The following is an 18127-nucleotide window of genomic DNA, read 5'->3' as shown; positions in this document are numbered from 1 at the left end:
GAAAGCTATGCCGAGCGCATGAACGCTCCGCTTACCCATTTGCAACGGCTTGAAGCCGAAAGCATCCACATCATGCGCGAAGTGGTCGCCGAGGCGACCAACCCGGTGATGCTCTATTCGGTGGGCAAGGATTCCGCCGTGATGCTCCATCTGGCGTGCAAGGCCTTTTACCCCGCCCCACCGCCCTTCCCGCTGCTCCATGTCGACACCACCTGGAAGTTTCAAGCGATGTATGCGATGCGCGAGCAGGCGGCCGCAGCGGCTGGCATGCGGCTGATTATCCACCAGAACCCCGAGGCGAAAGCACTCGGCATTAATCCGTTCGATCATGGCAGCCGGCACACAGATATGTGGAAGACCGAAGGCCTGAAACAGGCGCTGGAGCAGCACGGTTTCGACGCAGCCTTTGGCGGGGCACGCCGCGATGAGGAAAAATCGCGCGCCAAGGAACGCATTTTCAGCTTCCGTTCCGCGCACCAGCGCTGGGATCCCAAGAACCAGCGGCCCGAACTCTGGCGGCTTTACAACGCCCGCAAAAACAAGGGCGAGAGTATGCGGGTGTTCCCGATCTCGAACTGGACCGAGCTTGATATTTGGCAGTACATTCAGATCGAGGGGATCGACGTCGTGCCGCTTTACCTCGCGGCGCCCCGCCCGACCTATGTGCAGGATGGCCAGTTGTTCATGGCCGATGATCTTGAGCGGATGGAGCAGGTGCTGGGCCGAAAGGTCGATGTCGAGGAACGCTGGGTCCGCTTCCGCACGCTTGGCTGCTTTCCGCTGTCGGGCGCCGTCGAAAGCAGGGCGACGACGCTTTCCGCCGTCATCCAGGAAATGCTGCTGACAACGACCTCGGAACGCCAGGGTCGGGTGATCGATCATGACCAGGCCGCGAGCATGGAAAAGAAGAAGCAGGAGGGGTATTTCTGATGCCCGATACTGCCCTCACCCCAACCGCCGAACCCCACTATGCCGCCGATGATCTGATCGCACGGGATATCGACGCCTATCTGCATGTGCATCGGCATAAATCGATGCTGCGGTTCATCACCTGCGGATCTGTCGATGACGGAAAATCGACGCTTATCGGTCGGTTACTCTATGATTCGAAAATGATCTTTGAAGATCAGCTCGCAGCGCTGGAGGCTGATAGCCGCCGGTCGGGCACCCAGGGCGATGCAATCGATTTCGCGCTGCTGGTCGACGGGCTCGCCGCTGAACGTGAACAGGGCATCACCATCGACGTCGCTTACCGCTTTTTCGCGACCGAAAGGCGCAAGTTCATCGTCGCCGATACGCCGGGGCACGAACAATATACCCGTAACATGGTGACCGGCGCGTCGACCGCCGACCTTGCCGTCATCCTGATCGATGCGCGTAAGGGCGTGCTCACCCAAACCAAACGCCACAGCTTTATTGTCCAGCTGATCGGCATCCGTCATATCGTGCTGGCGGTGAACAAGATGGATCTGATCGATTATGATCAGGCCCGGTTCGATGCCATTGTCGCCGATTACCGGCAGTTCGCCACCTCAATCGGGATCGAAGCCTTCACCGCCATCCCGCTATCCGGCTTCAAGGGCGACAATGTAGCCGCTCGTTCGCGCGCCATGCCCTGGTATGGTGGTCCATGCCTGATCGAGCATCTCGAAACCGTTGAGGTTGCGACTGACGCCGCGGCACAGCGTGCGTTTCGGATGCCGGTTCAATGGGTCAACCGCCCCAATCTCGATTTTCGTGGGTTTGCCGGGTTGATCGCCATTGGCCGGGTGCAGCCGGGGGACCGGGTGCGTATCCTCCCCTCAGGTCGGCTGAGCACGATTGCCCGGATCGTGACAATGGATGGCGATCTTGACGGCGCCGTCGCGGGGCAAGCAGTGACGCTGACGTTGGCCGACGAAGTCGATTGTTCGCGCGGTGACGTGATCGCGCGCGCCGATTCACCACCCGAAGTGGCCGATCAGTTTTCCGCATCGATCGTCTGGATGGATGATGCCCCGCTGCAACCGGGCCGGTCCTATGTGCTAAAGATCGGCAGCCAGACCGTGAGCGCGACGGTGCGCGCGCCCGATCACCGGATCGACGTCAACACGCTGGGCCGGCTGGCGGCACCAACGCTTGGCCTGAACGATATCGGGATCGCGGATATCCAGACCGATCGGCCGATCGTGTTCGAACCCTATGCCGACAGCACCGAACTGGGTGGCTTCATCTTGATCGACCGGACCACCAACGCCACGGTTGCTGCAGGCATGATCCGCCATGCGCTGCGGCGCGCCCAAAATATTCACTGGCAAGCTGTTGAAATCAGTCGCGAAGCGCATGCCAATCAGATGCGTCAGCAGCCACGCATCCTGTGGTTCACAGGGCTTTCGGGTTCAGGCAAGTCGACCATCGCCAATATGGTCGAACAAAAGCTGCACGCGCTGGGCAAGCACACCTTTTTGCTGGATGGCGACAATATCCGCCACGGCCTGAACAAGGATCTGGGGTTCAGTGATGCCGACCGGATTGAGAATATCCGCCGCGTCGGCGAAGTCGCCAAGCTGATGACCGATGCGGGGCTGATCGTGCTCACCGCTTTCATATCCCCCTTCCAGGCCGAACGCGATCTGGTCCGCGCGATGATGCCTGCGGGCGAGTTTCTGGAGATATTCGTCGATACGCCGATCGAGGTTGCCGAAGAACGCGATGCCAAGGGGCTGTATCGCCGCGCGAGAGCAGGCGAAATTGCGAACTTTACCGGCATTTCGAGCCCCTATGAGCGGCCCGAAAAGCCCGATATCCATATCGATACCACGGTGACATCCGCAGAACAGGCCGCTGACATGATCGTCGAACAAGTGATCGGCATCTGGTCGCCGATGGTCTAGGTTCGACGGATGAAAACGGATATCGCGCCGCCCCCGATTGACCCATCGACCCTGACCGACGTTGCGCTTGCCCGCGCGATCGCCGCTGAGGCCGGTGAGTTGCTTGCGACGATCCGGCGCTCAACCGACAGCACCGCGCGTGAAATCGGCGCGCGCGGTGATGCCGAGGCCAATGCGCTGATCCTCGATCGGCTTCGCACCGCACGGCCTGATGATTTCATCCTGTCCGAAGAATCGCATGACGACAGGAAACGATGCGCCGCGCGGCGTGTGTGGATCGTTGATCCGCTCGACGGCACGCGCGAATTTACCGAAGGCCTTGATGACTGGGCAGTCCATATCGGCCTGGCGATCGACGGCGTGCCGGTTACCGGGGCGGTCGCGTTGCCGGCCAGCGGCCGCATATTCGCCACCGACGATCCCGTCCTGCCGCTGCTGCCGCGATCGTCGGCGCCGCCGCGCATGGTCGTCAGCCGCAGCCGTACCCAGGATATGGCGGGGCAGGTAGCGGCGGATATCGGCGCCGAGATCATCCGGATGGGCTCGGCAGGTGCCAAGGCCATGGCGGTGGTTGCAGGGGATGCAGACATTTATCTCCACGACGGCGGCCAGTATGAATGGGATAATTGCGCGCCCGCGGCCGTAGCGCTGGCAGCAGGCTTTCATTGTTCGCGGATCGACGGCAGCCCACTGGTGTACAATTGCGCAGACCCGCTGTTACCCGACCTGTTGATTTGTCGACCCGAGCTGGCCCGGCGCGTCCTTAACGCCGTCGTGCGCCTGCGTCCCGGCAAGGGACCGTCGTGATTGTCACAAAGCCGATTGTTTCGTGATATAGAGCAGGATAACGGCTTGGGGAGGACGTTGGACGGCATGGGGGCCTGAAAGGTCCTAGGGGAGATTGATTGTGCGGCTATCTCGCGGCTTGTTTCTGTTGCTCGCCGCCCAGGCACTGCTGGTCACGGCGATCCCCTCGCTGGCGTTGATCCTTGGCTTGAAATTTACCACCGATCGCTATCTGGCGGCGGCCAGCGTCGTCGGGGGACCGGATGCGGGGGCGGCGCTTTTTCGTGAACAGTTGATCGTGGTGGGTGTCGTGCTCGGCGCCATGCTCTTGCTGATGCTCATCTTCGCCAGCATCGTCGCCAATCGCTGGACGCAACCACAGCGGATTCTGCATGAAGTGAGCGCTGCCGTTGCCGAAGGTAATTTCTCGGGCGAGTTTCTTGAAACCGGACCGCACGAAACCATGGGGACGATGCGCAATCTGGGGCGGATCGCCCGGTCGTTCGATCGGCTTGAAACCGCACGACGCACCTGGCTGGTCGCGATTGCAGAGGAATTGCGCAAACCCGTCGCCACGCTGGACGACCAGATTCGCGCTGCCCGCGATGTGGACTGCACCATCGGCCCCGAAGCGTTCGAAAAGGTCGATGACAATGTTCGCCGCCTCGTCGAAATCACTGAAGACCTTCAGGCGGTGGCGCTCGCCGATCTGGGTCGATTGCCGGTCAACTTTGCGCAAGTCGATCCATGCGCGCTGATCCATAACGCGATCTGGGCCAACAAGCGCCGTGCCTCGATGGCCAATGTCACGCTCGAGGCCGGCCATATGCCAGCGACGACTGTTATCGTGCGCTGGGACGGCGCGCGAATCGAACAGCTTTTCACCGCCCTGATCGAGAACAGCCTGCGCTACACGCCGCCGGGTGGGCGCATCCAGCTGGGGCTTGAGCCGAGCCGTGGCGCCTGGCGGCTGATGATTGATGACAGCGCCCCGGGGATCGATGTCGATCTCGCGCAACGTTTGTTTGAGCCTTTTTACCGGGCAACCGTGCTGCCAGGTGAATCGGTGACGAGCTCGGGCCTGGGACTCGCGACGGCACAGGCCATTGTCGAGGCCCATCACGGTCGAATCGATGCTGGTTCATCCCCGCTTGGCGGCGTTCGTGTTACCGTGGTGCTGCCCGCGACGACGCCCACCGCCTGATCAACCGCGCCTATTGGCCCCCCAGACTTCGAGATTTCCCGCCCGTTCAACTTGCCGATGGGTCACCAGCGTCGGCAAGGCGGACAATCCGGCATCGGCAAGCAACGCCACCATTGCATCGCCAGCGTCGGCGATGGCAGCCTGCACGCGTTGCATCAGGAAAAAGCGGTAGGGCATCACCACCGTGCGGATCGCATGCCCCCGCCACTCGAATTCGGCCGTGCCGATTGCGCGCGTGCCGGGGTCAGGAAGCCCGTTCGTCCCTGCAATCAGGTCAGGATGTGCGTCCAGCCAGTCATTGGCAAACGCAACATGGGCTGAAAGCTCGGGCATATACTCGTCGGCGACGTAACGCATCACTGCAACCAGCGTCTCAGGAATGCCATCGGCGGCAATCAGCGACTGATCGGGCCAAAGCCCATCAAGCAACGCCTGCGCTGCATTCATCCGCTCCACCCAACGCCAGACATGGAAGAAGCGCGTCTTCATGATCATCGCGGGAAATGGATCGCGTGCCAAATGCGGATAGAGCGGCGCAATCAGGCCATAATCGCCGATCGCCGGCCGCCCGCCGAGCAGATAAGGGTGCTTGGCGAAATGGGCGTTGAGCAGAGCCAGAAAGGTCTCATAACTGGCCTGGATCGTCGGCGCCGTCTCAGGCGAGACGCCAAAGGCAGCCTTGGCCTTGCGCATCCGTCCGCTCGCTGCCCCGAACACGGCCTCACGGACTTCTCCTGTGGCACCCGGCATCAGCGCAGCAACAAAGTCGGTGCGCAGGAAATCAATGTTCGTCTCGTCAAAATCCCAACGGTAATGCATCGCAGGCCGCAACAGCCCTTCGCCGCCAAATAACTCGAACAACAGGCTGACTGCCCGGTGCACGGGCGTTTCAGGATAGGCACTCGCCCGGGCAAGACCGGTATCTTCGATATGATCAATAATCGCCGTACCGTCCTGGATGATCTCGCCGGTCGGCGCCACCAGCACCGGAATGATCCAGCGGCCAATCGCCTTGGTGATATCGGGCCAGTCCGGATCGGCGGGGATCGTTTCTTCGAAATCGATTCGCTGCTTGATCAGATAGGATCGCGCTTTGGCGGTGTAGAGCGATCCGGGCATGCCGAACAGGCGATAGGGGGTCATGAAGCACATCTTTCTAGCCCGGCATTCGCCGCCAGTGATGTGTGCTTACTGCCCCGAACGGCAACTCAAATTCAAACTATTTGCACGTCTCGCGCCAAAATCGTGCCGGACGGGTAATCAGGCAGCCTTGCGCTGCTTGGCCAGCTTCTTCAGCACCATGCTGCGCTTCAGCCGCGACAGATGATCGATGAAAATGATCCCCTCGAGGTGATCCATTTCATGCTGGATGCACGTCGCGAGCAGCCCTTCGAGCTGTTCGTCATGCGCCACGCCATCGGCATCGAGCCAGCGCACGCGGCACGTCGCCGGGCGCTCGACCTCGGCATATTGGTCGGGCACTGACAGGCAGCCCTCGTTATAGATATTCGTGTCCTCGTCAGCTTCGACGATTTCGGGATTGATGAACACGCGCGGATCGCGAACCGGCTTGCCGTCTTCGCCCTCTTCCTGAAGGTCGATTACCAGGATGCGCTTGGGCACGCCGATCTGGATCGCCGCCAGCCCGATGCCACGCGAGGCGTACATCGTATCGAACATATCATCGATCAGGGTGCGCACTTCAGCATCCACCGTCGCAACCGGTGTGGAGATGGTCCGCAAGCGCGGATCAGGAATTTCGACGATTTTATGGACGGCCATGCTGGTCAGCTAGGAAAGCCACGCCGAATCGTCAAGGTCGCGACCTCGTTCAGCCGACCGGGCGCCGCGCGCGAAGTGCCTGGGCGAGCGTACCTTCGTCGAGATAATCGAGCTCGCCCCCGACCGGCAGGCCGTGGGCCAGCTGGGTGACGCGCACCGGAAATTGCTCAATCCGCTCGGCGATGTAGTGCGCGGTTGTCTGCCCCTCAAGCGTGGCATTCATCGCCAGCACCACCTCATCGATCCCGCCCGCCTCGATCCGCCGAACCAGCAGATCGATCGATAAATCCTCGGGCCGAACACCGTCGAGCGCGGAAAGCTTGCCACCAAGCACATGAAAATGACCGGGAAATAGACGCGATCGATCAAGTGCCCAAAGATCGGCGACTTCTTCGACCACGCAGAGCAGGCGTGCGTCCCGCCGGGTATCGACGCAGATCCCGCACGGGTTGGTGGTATCGACGTTCCCGCACGTCGCGCATGCCGTCAACCGATCCCCCACCGCATCGAGCGCCGCACGCAACGGATCGAGCGCGGTCTCGCGCTTTTTGAGCAAATGGAGCACCGCGCGCCGCGCCGAACGCGGGCCAAGTCCCGGCAGCCGGGCGAGCGCCTGGGTCAGCGCATCGATTTCTGGAGAAGCCATGGGGTACAGATAAGGGCTTGCGCGCCCCAATGCCAAGCGGCGAAGGAGCGTTATGCAATCGCCCCCCCTCAAGATCATCTTCATGGGCACACCCGCCTTTTCGGTGCCGGTGCTGCAAGCGCTGGTCGATGCCGGGCATGACGTGGTGGCGTCATACAGCCAGCCGCCGCGACCGGCCGGCCGCGGCAAGGCGTTGATGCCCTCCCCCGTCCAGCAGCGCGCCGAGGCGCTGGGCATTGCCGTCAGGACGCCATTATCGTTGCGCGATCCGGCCGCACAGGCTGACTTTGCGGCTTTCGAGGCAGATGTTGCGGTGGTCGCGGCTTATGGACTGATCCTGCCGCGCGCGGTGCTTGATGCGCCACGGCTCGGTTGCCTTAACGTACATGCCTCGCTGCTGCCGCGCTGGCGTGGCGCTGCCCCGATCCAGCGCGCCATTCTGGCCGGGGATGCGGAAACCGGCGTGTGTATCATGCAAATGGAAGCCGGGCTCGATACCGGGCCAGTGCTGCTCGAAGGGCGGACAGTTGTTGGCAGCAAGACGGCAGGCGAACTGACCGACGAGTTGAGCGCGATGGGTGCTCGGTTGATGGCGCAGGTGCTGACCGATCCGGCGGCCTATCCGCCGCGCGCGCAGCCGGAGACGGGGATGACCTATGCCCCCAAAATCGACAAGGCCGAAGCGCGGATCGACTGGAACCGCCCTGCGGACGAAATTGAGCGCCAGATTCGCGCGTTTAACCCAGTACCCGGAGCTTTTTTCGAGGTTCTAGGTGAGCGCGTCCGCATCCATGAGGCGCAAACCGGGGGGGGCTGCGGCGCACCGGGCACCGTGATCAACGATGCGCTGGAAATTGCCTGTAGCGAGGGCAGCATTATCCCGGTCAAGGTCCAGCGCGCCGGGCGCGCGGTGATGACCTCGTCTGAACTGCTGCGCGGTTTCGCCATCCCGGCCGGTACCGCGCTTTGACGCGGTTTGCGCTGACCATCGAATATGACGGTCGGCCTTTCATGGGCTGGCAGCGCCAGCCGCACGGGCCAAGCGTTCAACAGGCAATCGAGGAAGCCGCCGCGCGCATCGTTCACGAGGACGTCATCGTCTATGCGGCCGGGCGGACCGATGCGGGGGTCCATGCATTGGGGATGCGCGCGCATGTCGATATGGCCCGCCCGATCACGCCGTTCCGGCTGATGGAGGGGCTCAACGCGTTGCTTCGCCCCGCCCCGATCGCGATTCTGGCGTGTGAGATGGTGCCCGATGACTGGCACGCCCGCTTTTCGTGCACATCCCGCCATTACGAATACCGGATCGCCAATCGCCGTGCCCCGCTGACCTTTGATCGCGGGCTCGCTTGGCGGGTGCCGAATGCGCTCGACGCCGATGCAATGGCGGCAGGCGCGGCGCGGCTGATCGGGCGGCATGACTTCACCACATTTCGCTCCGTCAACTGCCAGGCCGACAGCCCGCTGCGGACGCTCGACCGGCTGGATGTCGTGCGGGATGGTGAGGTGATTCGAATCTTCGCCTCGGCGCGGTCGTTCCTGCATCATCAAGTCCGCTCGATGGTGGGCTGCCTGTCGCTGGTCGGGCTGGGGAAATGGTCGGCCGATGACATGACGGCGGCCCTTGAAGCGCGTGACCGTGCGGCACTTGGACTCAATGCGCCGCCCGATGGGCTGTTCTTTGTTCGGGCGGATTATCCGTGAGCCCTAAAAGCATTTCCACACTGAATTGATGCACCACCGCCGTTCGCCCTGAGCGAAGTCGAAGGGCAAGCGCTGGGGCTGGGGCTTCGACTTCGCTCAGCCCGAACGGATGGGGGTGATTTAGGGCAGCCCGGTTTTGACCTAGCCTGATCGACTGAACCGCGCTGCCAGCTCGATATGGGTTGACCAGCGGAATTGCCCGACCGGCTGAATCCAGTCGAGCCTGTAACCGCCATCACAAATCGTCTTCGCGTCGCGGCCAAAGGTGCTTGGATTGCATGACACATATGCGATGACGGGCGCTTTGGTGGCAGCAAGGCCGTCCGCCTGTTCCTTTGCCCCTGCGCGCGGCGGATCGAGCACCACGGCATCGAACCGATCGAGCTCCGCCGGGGTCAGCGGGCGACGATACAGATCGCGGTGATCAGCAAACACCGGCATTTGTTTCAATCCCGCCGCCGCCTTCAGCGCAAAAATTGCATCGCGCCCGGCCTCGGCGGCATAAACCTTTGCAGGCGATGCCAACGCCAGTGCAAAAGTGCCAAGACCGGCGAACAGATCGGCAATCGTCGATGCAGGGCCAATTGCCTCGCGCACCGCCGCGACCAGCGCCGCTTCGCCCTCGGGCGTTGCTTGCAGGAACGCCGCGGTTGGAAACGGCACCGGCACGCCGCCCAGCGTAATCGTCGCGCCGACCGGCTCCCAGCGCGTTTCCGGCCCCAGCCCATTATCGATCGACAAACGCGCAATGCCATATTTGGCGCCGAATTCGGAGATCGCCTCCGCTGCTTCCAGCCCCTCGGCGGCGATGCCGGTGATTAGCATATCGATCCCCTGATCGATCAGCGTCAGGTTGATCTCCACCCGGCGCTTGGCCGTCATCAGCCGCACCAGCAACGCCCGCAAGGGCTTCATCAACGCAAACAACGCGGGATCAAGGATCCAGCATTCGCGCAGGTCGACCAGATCATGGCTCCCCGACTGGCTGAACCCCAAAATGATCTGCCCGCCCTTGCGCTCGGCATGAAAGGCGGCGCGGCGCCTGCTGCGCGGCGGCGAGATCAGCGGCGGGCGGATATCGGTCGAGAGCCCCTGAGCGGCGAGTGCTCCAGCGATCCGATCCACAATGAACTGCGCATAGCTTTCATCATCCAGATGCTGGAGTTGGCACCCGCCACAGCGCGGAAAATGCCCGCAAGGCGGCGCCTGATGATGCGGGCCGGGAACCACAGCACCTTCTTCGGTCAGCCAGTCACCCGGTGCCGCCAGCGCCGCGTGACGGCCATCGGCGGTAACGCCCTCTCCTCGCCCCGCAACGCGGACAATGACATCCCGGTCGTTCATACCGCACCTCTGGCCGCGCTGAGCGCAAAGGCAAGATCATCGGCAATAAAAGCACCCTCGCAACGCCGTGCGGCATCGGCATGCAACCAGACCCCGGCCGCGGCCGCATCGACGGGCGACAATCCCGACGCCAGCATCGCTGCAATCGCACCAGCGAGCACATCGCCTGTGCCAGCGGTCGATAACCAGCTGTTTGCAGCCTCAGCGACGAACACCTGGCCATCGGGCGCTGCAAAAACGGTATCCGCGCCTTTATAGACCACCACGGCACCGCTCTGGCGTGCGGCGAGGCGCGCCTGATCGATCTTGCTGCCACGCAACTCGCCAAAAAGGGCGGCGAATTCGCCGGCATGAGGCGTCAGGATCATCGGGCGATCATGCGCCAAAAGCTGATCGACGGTAACGAGGCGAATCGCATCACCATCGATCACCAGAGGGTGGCGCGACGCGAATGCAAGCGCCAGCTTGTCGAGCGCTACCGCCTCCCGCCCGAGTCCCGGTCCGGCCACTACAGCGCCAATTCTCGGTTCGGCGATCGTCATGGCGTCGAGCGGGCGGTGGACGATAGCGTGCGGCCCGCCCCCATTCCCGCCCAGGACCACTACATAACCGGCACCGCTCCGCAACGCGGCGATCGCGGTAAGAAGCCCCGCCCCTGGCATTGCTCCAGCGATGACAGCGACCATGCCGCGCGAATATTTATGCGCATCGGGCGGCGGTGAACCGAGCACAGGGCGACCGAGCACCCGCGTTGCCACGGGCAAATCGAGTCCCAGATCGACCAGATCGATCATGCCGCACAGAAGCGCCGAAGGCTGTAGAAGATGACTGGGCTTCAGCGCCCCCAGCGCAATCGTGTGGTGAAAGCCGGGCACGGGGCCCAGCAGCGCACCATCATCGCTGGCAACGCCACTGGGCAAATCGACCGCAATCGCCAAATCGGCAGCATTCACCAACCGAGCCAGACCCGCGCCAACATCAGGATCAAGCGCCCGTTTCAGTCCGGTGCCGAACAGGCAATCGACCAGCACTGGGGCGGGACCAGCTGACGCAAGGTCTTCAACCGGCCCTGGCCAATTCGCCCGCGCACGAGCGGCAGCATCGGTACGCGGATCGCCAATCGCCGCCACCCGAACCGAAACGCCTGCCTCTGCCAGGCAGCGGGCCGCGACATAACCATCACCACCATTGTTACCGGGACCGCATATCACCAGTACCGACCGACCCTCGGCACGCGCCGCAACGAACGCCGCACCCCCTTCGCCCGCCACCGCCATCAGGTAATCAACCGTCCGGCCAGCATTGATCGCCTGATCCTCGGCGGCGCGCATTTCAGCCGCGGTGACGATCGGCTGGCCAGCGATGTTCCTCACGGCACCGACTTTCGCTTGCCGGATTTAGTCGCGGGCAGCATGTATCGGTCTCCGCCAATCACGACCTCAATTTCATTTTCGCTGACAAGCTTCACAACGGCTACTTCGGCTCCGTCGGCAGCAATGACGCCGCGGCCATCGGTCGTGATCCTGAACCGGCGAAAGCCGCCATCGGGGTGGCGGATCGTCAGGAGCTGGCCTTCGGCATCCCGCGCGGTTTCGACAATGCAGGTTCGGGTCAGCGCGGAGGCTGGTGCGATCGCGCAGGTAATCCGATCGGCTTCATCGACGCTATCGGTAGACACGGGCTGCGCGGGCAAGCTGGCGCCAGTCGGTGCAGCAATCGGCGTTGTGCCGTCACAGCCTGTGGCGGCGAACGATATCAGGCCAAGGATGCAGGCACGAAGCATCTGCCAGCGACTAGGCGGCCTGCCCGGCTTCGGCAATGGTAGTCAGCACTGGGGCTATCACCCCGGCCCATTCGACAACTCCATCACTATGATCGATCAAATCGTTGCGCAGCTCGATCGCAAAGCTCGGAATGCCATTCGCTTCACCGTGGCGGTTGAGCGTGACATTCAGCACACGCCCAGAATAAGGCTGGTTATCGCCGGTTATCACCCCAGCCGCGCCGAACAAATCGATCGCGGCGCGCGCGGCGCGGGTGTCACGGTTGTACAATACGCCGATCTGCCACGGGCGCGGCGCGCTGCCGGTCTCAAGGGCAGGGGTGAAGCTGTGGATCGATGCGAGCAAGCGCGGTCGATGCTGCGCGATCAGGGCAGCGATGGCGCGATGATAGGGAGCGTGGAATCGCGCGATCAGCGCGGTACGATCGGCAGCGACATTGCCGGGGATAGCGTGACCATCGCTCTCAATAGGGACGAGCCCCGGATGATCGACCGGGCGGTGAAGATCGATGACCAACCGCGATACGGTAGCCAGGATGGCGGGCGCGCCGAGGATCGTGGCCAGTGCGCGGGTAACATCGGCTGCGCCAATATCGATCGCAATATGCTTGACGAGCAACGCCGAGGCGATCCCCAGATCAATATCGGGCGGGACCGAATTGGCGGCATGATCGCAAATCAGCAGGATTGGCCCCGTGCCGTCGATGATTTCAGCCGGAGACATGGCAAGTCACTCGAAACGAATGGGCGGTGAAGGGCGGCGACGCGATCGCCGCCCTTCGACCCTGATGATGCCCGGGGGAGCGGGGACCATCCACGGACGCGCCGTGGTTGACGACGGACCCGCTCGACGGTCGGTTAAGCAAGAGCCGGGCCAATCCCGCATTTGCGTCGATTACTCGCTTCGCGTGACGATCCCGTCCCGAAGCGGGGCACAAAACTGTCACGCGAGTGCCGATTCGAGACACCACCAGTCGGGCTGAGCGGCGTGAATGATCGCGGCGGCCCGTTCGCGCGCGCGTGCCGTTTCGAACAATGCGAAACAGGTTGCGCCCGATCCGGACATGCGCGCGAGAAGAACCCCGGCCTGTGCCTGAAGCAGCGTCACGACATCGCCGATCACGGGAGCGAGCGCCCGGGCAGGCGGCTCCAGATCATTACGGCCCGCCATCGCCCGCGCCAGCAGATCGCCCGGCCCGATCGGCCCGCGATCAACCCCGTCCCACGCCCGAAAAACCGGCCCAGTGGATACGGCTACGCCCGGATTGACCAGTAGCACCGGCGTATTAGCCAAGCCGTCGACCGGCACCAGTTGTTCGCCCTTGCCCGTACCGATTGCGCTTCGCCCGAGCAGGCAGGCAGGCACATCGGCACCCAGTTCTTCGGCAATCGTGAACAGCCGGGCATCATCGATCGCCACCGCGCGGAGTCGCGCGAGGGCACGCAGCGTCGCGGCTGCATCAGCCGATCCGCCGCCAATCCCCGACGCGATGGGCAAATGTTTGTCGAGCACGATCGCCAGCGATCCAGGATCACCGAAAGCCTCGCCAAACAGGCGCGCGGCCCGTGTGACGAGATTATCGCCCTCGCCGACCAGACCGGCGGCGAAGGGACCGGTGACACGGAACGACGGCGCGTTGGCCGGTTCTATGCTGATCATGTCACCGTGCTGCAGAAACGCGAACAGCGTTTCGAGCTCGTGATACCCATCATCCCGCCGATGCCGGACGTGCAAGGCAAGGTTGATCTTCGCTGGCGCTCGTTCGACAATCATTGTTGTTGATCAGCGGGCTTGAGGGCCGTTGGCGATCTTGCCCGCCAGCCGTTCGACATCGGCCGAATCAGCCACCACAGATGCAGCACGCCAAGCGTAGCGCGCTTCATACCGCCGGCCCAGATGCCAATAGGCGTCGCCCAAATGCTCGCTGATCGTGCTGTTGGCGGGTTCACCTTTCGCGGCTAGTTCAAGCAACGGCAGCGCCCGGACCACATCGCCTTGCTGGAAATAGGCCCAGGCAAGCGAATCGAGAATCGACAGATCCTGAGGGCGAAGGCTGCTTGCGCGCTCTAGCAGCTTGCGGGCGGTTGCCGGATCGCCACCATTTTCAAGCAAACCATACCCCAGATAATTGAGTGCAACAGGCTGATCGGGGGCCAACGCAACCGACTTTTCAAGCATCGGCCGGGCCTTTTGCCACCGCCCAGCGCGATCGAGGGCGCTGCCGAGCTGAAGATACCCGACCCAGTCAGCCGCCTTGGGATCACGATCAATTGATCGGCGATAGGCGGTTGCCGCGGCATCATATTGCTCGCCCAACGCCAGCAGATCGGCATAGCGACGAATATCAACCGCCGCTGCATCGGGCTTTTCGGCGATCCGCGCGGCGGCGGCGAGCGCAGCTGCCGCATTGCCGCCGCGTTCGAGCAACGCAATGCGCCGTTGGGCGGCGATTTCCTTCAACGGGCTCGACGCTGGGATCTCATCCAATGCCGCCAATGCCATCGTGGGATTGTCGTCTGCTGCCAGCGCCTCCGCCAGAACGAGCCGCGCGCGATCATTTTGCGGATCGAGCCGGAGTGCCGCCCGCACCATAACGATCAGCAAGCGCCCTGACTGGCCGTCATTCAAATCGGCTGAGAGGCGACCAAGAACATAGGAAATACCTATCGCCGTTGTCGCGCGCCGTCCCTTGCCGATCGACTGGCGGACCGCGAGCAACGACTTGTCCGGCCCGGCAAATAAGCCATCGCTGACATCGCTTCGCCCCGAATCGGCGAGTATCTGCGCCGCCGCGATCCGCAAATCGATGCTGCCCCGGTCCGCCCCCAGCATCACCCGAACCAAATCGGCGCCTTGATCAACCTTACCGGCAGCAAGCAGCAGAAGCGCGCGACTTTCCTGCGCATAGCGCCGCTCGATCGGATTGGTGCCAACCGAATCGAGCGCGGTGAGCGCCGCAGCCGGATCAGCCATGGCCGCCCAGGCGCGGAAAGCCGGTGCCAGAAAATCGAGCGGCCCCGTCTTGATCCGATCAATCGCCTTTTGGGTAGCTGCGGTGTCATTATCCCGAACCGCCTCGGCCAGCGCCAGCAGCGCGGCATCGGCCGGTGCGAGGTTGGCGCGCTCGAGCACCATCCGGGCGCGGTTCAGCACCACGAAATCGCCCGCCGTGATTGCCGCGCGATAGGCGCGCAGTGCGATCACAGCATCGCCGGGTGCCGCTTCCAGCGCATTGGCATAACCGCTCGACGCCATCGCCGCCTTACCATCGGCATCTGCAGCCCGCGCACGGACATAGGCGGCGAGATCGCTGGGATTGGTTTTAGCGTGGACAGGCGCCACTGACGCCAACAGCGCCAACATCACCGCTGCAACGCGAATACTGATTGGGCGATTACATATTGGGATAGGTTGGCCCTCCGCCGCCTTCGGGTACCACCCAGTTGATGTTCTGGGTCGGGTCCTTGATGTCACAAGTCTTGCAGTGAACGCAATTCTGCGCGTTGATCACGAACTTGGGATCACCGGTTTCTTCGCCAACCACTTCGTACACCCCGGCCGGGCAGTAACGCTGCGCAGGCTCATCATACATCGGCAGATTGAACGCGATCGGAACGCTCGGGTCCTTCAACTGCAGGTGAATCGGCTGATCCTCGGCATGGTTGGTGTTCGACAGGAACACCGAGGACAGGCGATCGAACGTCAGCACACCATCGGGCTTTGGGTACTCGATCTTGGGTACCAGATCCTTGCGCCACATATCCTCATGGTTGGGATGATGACCGAGGGTGAATGGCATTTTGATACCGAGGCTTTCTGCCCACATCGTCGCATTAGCGAGCGCTGCCCCCGCCAGCATGCCGAATTTTTCGACAAGCGGCAGCGCGTTACGGACAATCGACAGTTCCTTCTTCACCCAGCTATTCTTAAAGGCCTTGGGGTAGGCGGCCAGCTCATCGCTGGTACGTCCTTCGCCGATCGCGGCAAAGGCCGCTTCAGCCGCCATCATGCCCGATTTCATCGCCGTGTGGCTGCCCTTGATGCGCGGCACGTTCAGGAAACCTGCCGAACAACCGATTAGCGCGCCGCCGGGAAACACGAGCTTCGGGATCGATTGAAGCCCGCCATCGCTGATTGCACGCGCACCGTAAGAAACGCGCTTGCCGCCTTTCAGAATCGCGGCGATCGATGGATGCGTTTTCCACTGCTGCATTTCGTTGAACGGCGAGAGATGCGGGTTGGAATAGCTAAGCCATGTCACCAATCCCAACGCGACCTGACCATTGGCCTGATGATACAGGAACGCGCCGCCATTCGCCTTGTCATTCAGCGGCCACCCCTGGGTATGGATCACCCGGCCCGGTACATGGTTTTCGGGAGCGATATCCCAAAGTTCCTTGATGCCGATGCCATAGACCTGGGGCTGGCTCTTCTTTGCCAGATCAAACTGGCGGATCAGCTGCTTTGAGAGGTGCCCCCGCACGCCTTCAGCAAAAAAAGTATATTTGGCGTGGAGCTCAAGCCCCGGCTGATAATCGTCGCGGTGGGTGCCATCCCGCGCAACACCCATGTCGCCGGTAGCGACGCCCTTTACCGATCCATCATCGTTGAACAGGACTTCCGCGGCAGCGAAACCGGGGAAAATTTCAACCCCCAGCCCTTCGGCCTGCTCGGCCAACCAGCGGCACAGGCTCCCCAGGCTGCCCGTATAGGTGCCGTGATTGTTCAGGAATGACGGCAGCAGCCAGTGCGGCACCTCGCGGTGACCCTTTTTGCTGAGAATCCAGTGATGGTTTTCGGTCACTGGCGTATCGGCCATCGGGCAGCCCATTGTGCGCCATTCCGGCAGTAGCTCGTCAAGCGAGATCGGATCGATCACCGCGCCGGACAGAATATGCGCGCCCACTTCGGCGCCTTTTTCAAGGACGCAAACCGAAATCTCACCGCCTTGTTCGCTTGCCAGCTGTTTCAATCGGATCGCAGCAGCCAAGCCCGCCGGGCCGGCCCCCACAATCACAACATCATACGGCATTGACTCGCGTTCGCTCATGATCGTCTCCACTGGCAGACGGCACCGGGCTGTCGTCGCGTTCCGGCAACGTCTTGTCCAATCACGCGTGCCCGTGAATTGACCATCACGTCAACCGGGACTTTAGATGATCGTCATGGGGGCAGATCAGAAATTCGACTGGGCAGCCAGTATCGCCAGCACGATCGATTGGTGGCGCGAGGCCGGGATGGATGTGGCCATCGCCGAAGAACCGCGTAACTGGCTGAAACCCGTAGCGGAAGCGCCAGCCTTTTCCGACGCGCCGGCGGCCAAGCCGACCCCTGTGTCGGTTGCAGCCAGCACCGCACCCGCATCCGCTGCGCCAATCCGCGTCAATGTCGCAATGCCGAGCGAAATCGCCGCATTCGAAGCTTGGCGATTGAGCGATGCTGCACCCGATTCGGCCTGGGGCAGCACGCGTATCGGCGCGACCGGTTCGCCTCAATCACCGCTCATGGTTGTGCTCGAAATGCCGGAACGCGATGACATGGCGACTGGTACACTGCTGAGCGGCGCTGTTGGTATTCTGTTCGATCGGATGCTGTCAGCGATCGGCCGAGACCGGGCTTCCGTCTATCTGGTGCCGATGTGCGTGGTACGGCCAAGCACGGGCAGCATTGCTCCTGATGTTTTGCCCGCGCTTTCGGCAGCGCTTCGGCATCAGGTGTCGCTGGCCGGCCCGACACGGGTTCTATTGTTCGGCAATGCGGTCAGCCGTGCGCTGCTTGGGGCGGATATTGCCGAAATGCGCGGCGCTTTACGGCCAGTTAACCGAAAAGAGAGAAAACAAGTAACGCCGATCGAGGCAGTTGCGAGCTTTCACCCGCGCTTCCTGCTCGAGCGTCCTGCCGCCAAAGCGGAGGCGTGGAAAGACTTGTTGCTGCTCGCCCAGGGAATTGATGCGTGAAAAAACTGTTGCTCCTCGCCACGGCGCTCGGCCTGATCTCGACA

The 18127-nt window shown here is 62.5% G+C and carries 17 protein-coding genes; 7 read left to right on the top strand and 10 right to left on the bottom strand.

Annotated features, from left to right (window positions below):
• The first annotated feature begins 18 nt into the window (after window positions 1-18).
• The 4 genes from cysD (at window position 19) to B7Y49_RS05910 (ending at window position 4863) form a co-directional block, all read left to right on the top strand.
• Complete coding sequence (gene cysD, locus B7Y49_RS05925) at window positions 19-930, top strand: sulfate adenylyltransferase subunit CysD (RefSeq protein ID WP_374126653.1); 912 nt, start codon at window positions 19-21, stop codon at window positions 928-930.
• Window positions 930-2873 carry a bifunctional sulfate adenylyltransferase subunit 1/adenylyl-sulfate kinase gene (gene cysN, locus B7Y49_RS05920; protein ID WP_374126652.1) on the top strand — a complete coding sequence of 648 codons (1944 nt, stop codon included), beginning with the start codon at window positions 930-932 and terminating at the stop codon, window positions 2871-2873. Before cysD ends, cysN begins: the two co-directional genes overlap by 1 nt.
• A 9-nt stretch (window positions 2874-2882) precedes the next feature.
• Complete coding sequence (locus B7Y49_RS05915; RefSeq protein ID WP_374126651.1) at window positions 2883-3680, top strand: 3'(2'),5'-bisphosphate nucleotidase CysQ; 798 nt, start codon at window positions 2883-2885, stop codon at window positions 3678-3680.
• A 100-nt stretch (window positions 3681-3780) separates the two neighbouring features.
• Entirely contained in the window at window positions 3781-4863 is a 1083-nt protein-coding gene (locus B7Y49_RS05910; protein WP_374126650.1) for an ATP-binding protein, read from the top strand.
• Here the strand turns inward: B7Y49_RS05910 and B7Y49_RS05905 are convergent, their stop codons facing one another.
• The 3 genes from B7Y49_RS05905 to recR form a co-directional block, all read right to left on the bottom strand.
• The gene (locus B7Y49_RS05905) at window positions 4864-6006 is read right to left on the bottom strand and encodes a glutathione S-transferase N-terminal domain-containing protein (RefSeq protein ID WP_374126649.1); all 1143 of its coding nucleotides are present in this window, start codon (window positions 6004-6006) and stop codon (window positions 4864-4866) included. It lies immediately after the preceding gene.
• 117 nt (window positions 6007-6123) lie between these two features.
• Window positions 6124-6645 (bottom strand): peptide deformylase, encoded by a 522-nt coding sequence (gene def / locus B7Y49_RS05900; RefSeq protein WP_374126648.1) that lies wholly within the window; start codon window positions 6643-6645, stop codon window positions 6124-6126.
• A gap of 49 nt (window positions 6646-6694) precedes the next feature.
• Window positions 6695-7291 carry a recombination mediator RecR gene (gene recR / locus B7Y49_RS05895; protein WP_374126647.1) on the bottom strand — a complete coding sequence of 199 codons (597 nt, stop codon included), beginning with the start codon at window positions 7289-7291 and terminating at the stop codon, window positions 6695-6697.
• A gap of 52 nt (window positions 7292-7343) precedes the next feature.
• Here recR and fmt point away from each other — a divergent pair, with 52 nt between their 5' ends.
• Both fmt and truA read left to right on the top strand, forming a co-directional pair.
• The gene (gene fmt, locus B7Y49_RS05890; RefSeq protein ID WP_374126646.1) at window positions 7344-8261 is read left to right on the top strand and encodes a methionyl-tRNA formyltransferase; all 918 of its coding nucleotides are present in this window, start codon (window positions 7344-7346) and stop codon (window positions 8259-8261) included.
• Window positions 8258-8998 carry a tRNA pseudouridine(38-40) synthase TruA gene (gene truA / locus B7Y49_RS05885; RefSeq protein ID WP_374126645.1) on the top strand — a complete coding sequence of 247 codons (741 nt, stop codon included), beginning with the start codon at window positions 8258-8260 and terminating at the stop codon, window positions 8996-8998. The genes fmt and truA overlap by 4 nt, the downstream gene beginning before the upstream one ends.
• 141 nt (window positions 8999-9139) lie before the next feature.
• Here the strand turns inward: truA and B7Y49_RS05880 are convergent, their stop codons facing one another.
• The 7 genes from B7Y49_RS05880 to B7Y49_RS05850 form a co-directional block, all read right to left on the bottom strand.
• The gene (locus B7Y49_RS05880) at window positions 9140-10342 is read right to left on the bottom strand and encodes a class I SAM-dependent RNA methyltransferase (RefSeq protein ID WP_374126644.1); all 1203 of its coding nucleotides are present in this window, start codon (window positions 10340-10342) and stop codon (window positions 9140-9142) included.
• Window positions 10339-11715 (bottom strand): NAD(P)H-hydrate dehydratase, encoded by a 1377-nt coding sequence (locus B7Y49_RS05875; RefSeq protein WP_374126643.1) that lies wholly within the window; start codon window positions 11713-11715, stop codon window positions 10339-10341. The genes B7Y49_RS05880 and B7Y49_RS05875 overlap by 4 nt, the downstream gene beginning before the upstream one ends.
• Entirely contained in the window at window positions 11712-12125 is a 414-nt protein-coding gene (locus B7Y49_RS05870) for a hypothetical protein (RefSeq protein ID WP_374126642.1), read from the bottom strand. The genes B7Y49_RS05875 and B7Y49_RS05870 overlap by 4 nt, the downstream gene beginning before the upstream one ends.
• A gap of 10 nt (window positions 12126-12135) precedes the next feature.
• Complete coding sequence (locus tag B7Y49_RS05865) at window positions 12136-12849, bottom strand: N-formylglutamate amidohydrolase (RefSeq protein ID WP_374126641.1); 714 nt, start codon at window positions 12847-12849, stop codon at window positions 12136-12138.
• 219 nt (window positions 12850-13068) lie between these two features.
• Window positions 13069-13899 (bottom strand): 4-(cytidine 5'-diphospho)-2-C-methyl-D-erythritol kinase, encoded by an 831-nt coding sequence (locus B7Y49_RS05860; protein WP_374126640.1) that lies wholly within the window; start codon window positions 13897-13899, stop codon window positions 13069-13071.
• Window positions 13900-13908: 9 nt separating this feature from the next.
• A complete protein-coding gene (locus B7Y49_RS05855; protein ID WP_374126639.1) occupies window positions 13909-15489 on the bottom strand; it encodes a tetratricopeptide repeat protein in 1581 nt (526 codons plus the stop codon).
• Between the two features lie 31 nt (window positions 15490-15520).
• Window positions 15521-17176, bottom strand: a complete 1656-nt coding sequence (locus tag B7Y49_RS05850; RefSeq protein WP_374126638.1) for an electron transfer flavoprotein-ubiquinone oxidoreductase — start codon at window positions 17174-17176, stop codon at window positions 15521-15523.
• 106 nt (window positions 17177-17282) lie between these two features.
• On the opposite strand from B7Y49_RS05850, the gene B7Y49_RS05845 reads away from it, so the two are divergent.
• Window positions 17283-18083 (top strand): uracil-DNA glycosylase family protein, encoded by an 801-nt coding sequence (locus B7Y49_RS05845; RefSeq protein WP_374126637.1) that lies wholly within the window; start codon window positions 17283-17285, stop codon window positions 18081-18083.
• The last annotated feature ends 44 nt before the right edge of the window (window positions 18084-18127 follow it).

The organism is Sphingomonas sp. 28-62-11 (assembly GCF_002278865.1).
Lineage (GTDB): Bacteria > Pseudomonadota > Alphaproteobacteria > Sphingomonadales > Sphingomonadaceae > Sphingomonas.
This window is presented reverse-complemented; position numbering and strand designations above follow the sequence as displayed.

Bases quoted from the DNA above. Each gene is read 5' to 3' on its own strand.
- cysD (WP_374126653.1), top strand. From the start codon at position 19: ATGAACGCTCCGCTTACCCATTTGCAACGGCTTGAAGCCGAAAGCATC.
- cysN (WP_374126652.1), top strand. From the start codon at position 930: ATGCCCGATACTGCCCTCACCCCAACCGCCGAACCCCACTATGCCGCC.
- B7Y49_RS05865 (WP_374126641.1), bottom strand. From the start codon at position 12,849: ATGTCTCCGGCTGAAATCATCGACGGCACGGGGCCAATCCTGCTGATT.
- B7Y49_RS05845 (WP_374126637.1), top strand. From the start codon at position 17,283: ATGATCGTCATGGGGGCAGATCAGAAATTCGACTGGGCAGCCAGTATC.
- B7Y49_RS05850 (WP_374126638.1), bottom strand. From the start codon at position 17,176: ATGAGCGAACGCGAGTCAATGCCGTATGATGTTGTGATTGTGGGGGCC.
- B7Y49_RS05870 (WP_374126642.1), bottom strand. From the start codon at position 12,125: ATGCTTCGTGCCTGCATCCTTGGCCTGATATCGTTCGCCGCCACAGGC.
- B7Y49_RS05880 (WP_374126644.1), bottom strand. From the start codon at position 10,342: ATGAACGACCGGGATGTCATTGTCCGCGTTGCGGGGCGAGGAGAGGGC.
- fmt (WP_374126646.1), top strand. From the start codon at position 7,344: ATGCAATCGCCCCCCCTCAAGATCATCTTCATGGGCACACCCGCCTTT.
- B7Y49_RS05905 (WP_374126649.1), bottom strand. From the start codon at position 6,006: ATGACCCCCTATCGCCTGTTCGGCATGCCCGGATCGCTCTACACCGCC.
- B7Y49_RS05915 (WP_374126651.1), top strand. From the start codon at position 2,883: ATGAAAACGGATATCGCGCCGCCCCCGATTGACCCATCGACCCTGACC.
- B7Y49_RS05860 (WP_374126640.1), bottom strand. From the start codon at position 13,899: ATGATTGTCGAACGAGCGCCAGCGAAGATCAACCTTGCCTTGCACGTC.
- recR (WP_374126647.1), bottom strand. From the start codon at position 7,291: ATGGCTTCTCCAGAAATCGATGCGCTGACCCAGGCGCTCGCCCGGCTG.
- def (WP_374126648.1), bottom strand. From the start codon at position 6,645: ATGGCCGTCCATAAAATCGTCGAAATTCCTGATCCGCGCTTGCGGACC.
- B7Y49_RS05855 (WP_374126639.1), bottom strand. From the start codon at position 15,489: ATGTTGGCGCTGTTGGCGTCAGTGGCGCCTGTCCACGCTAAAACCAAT.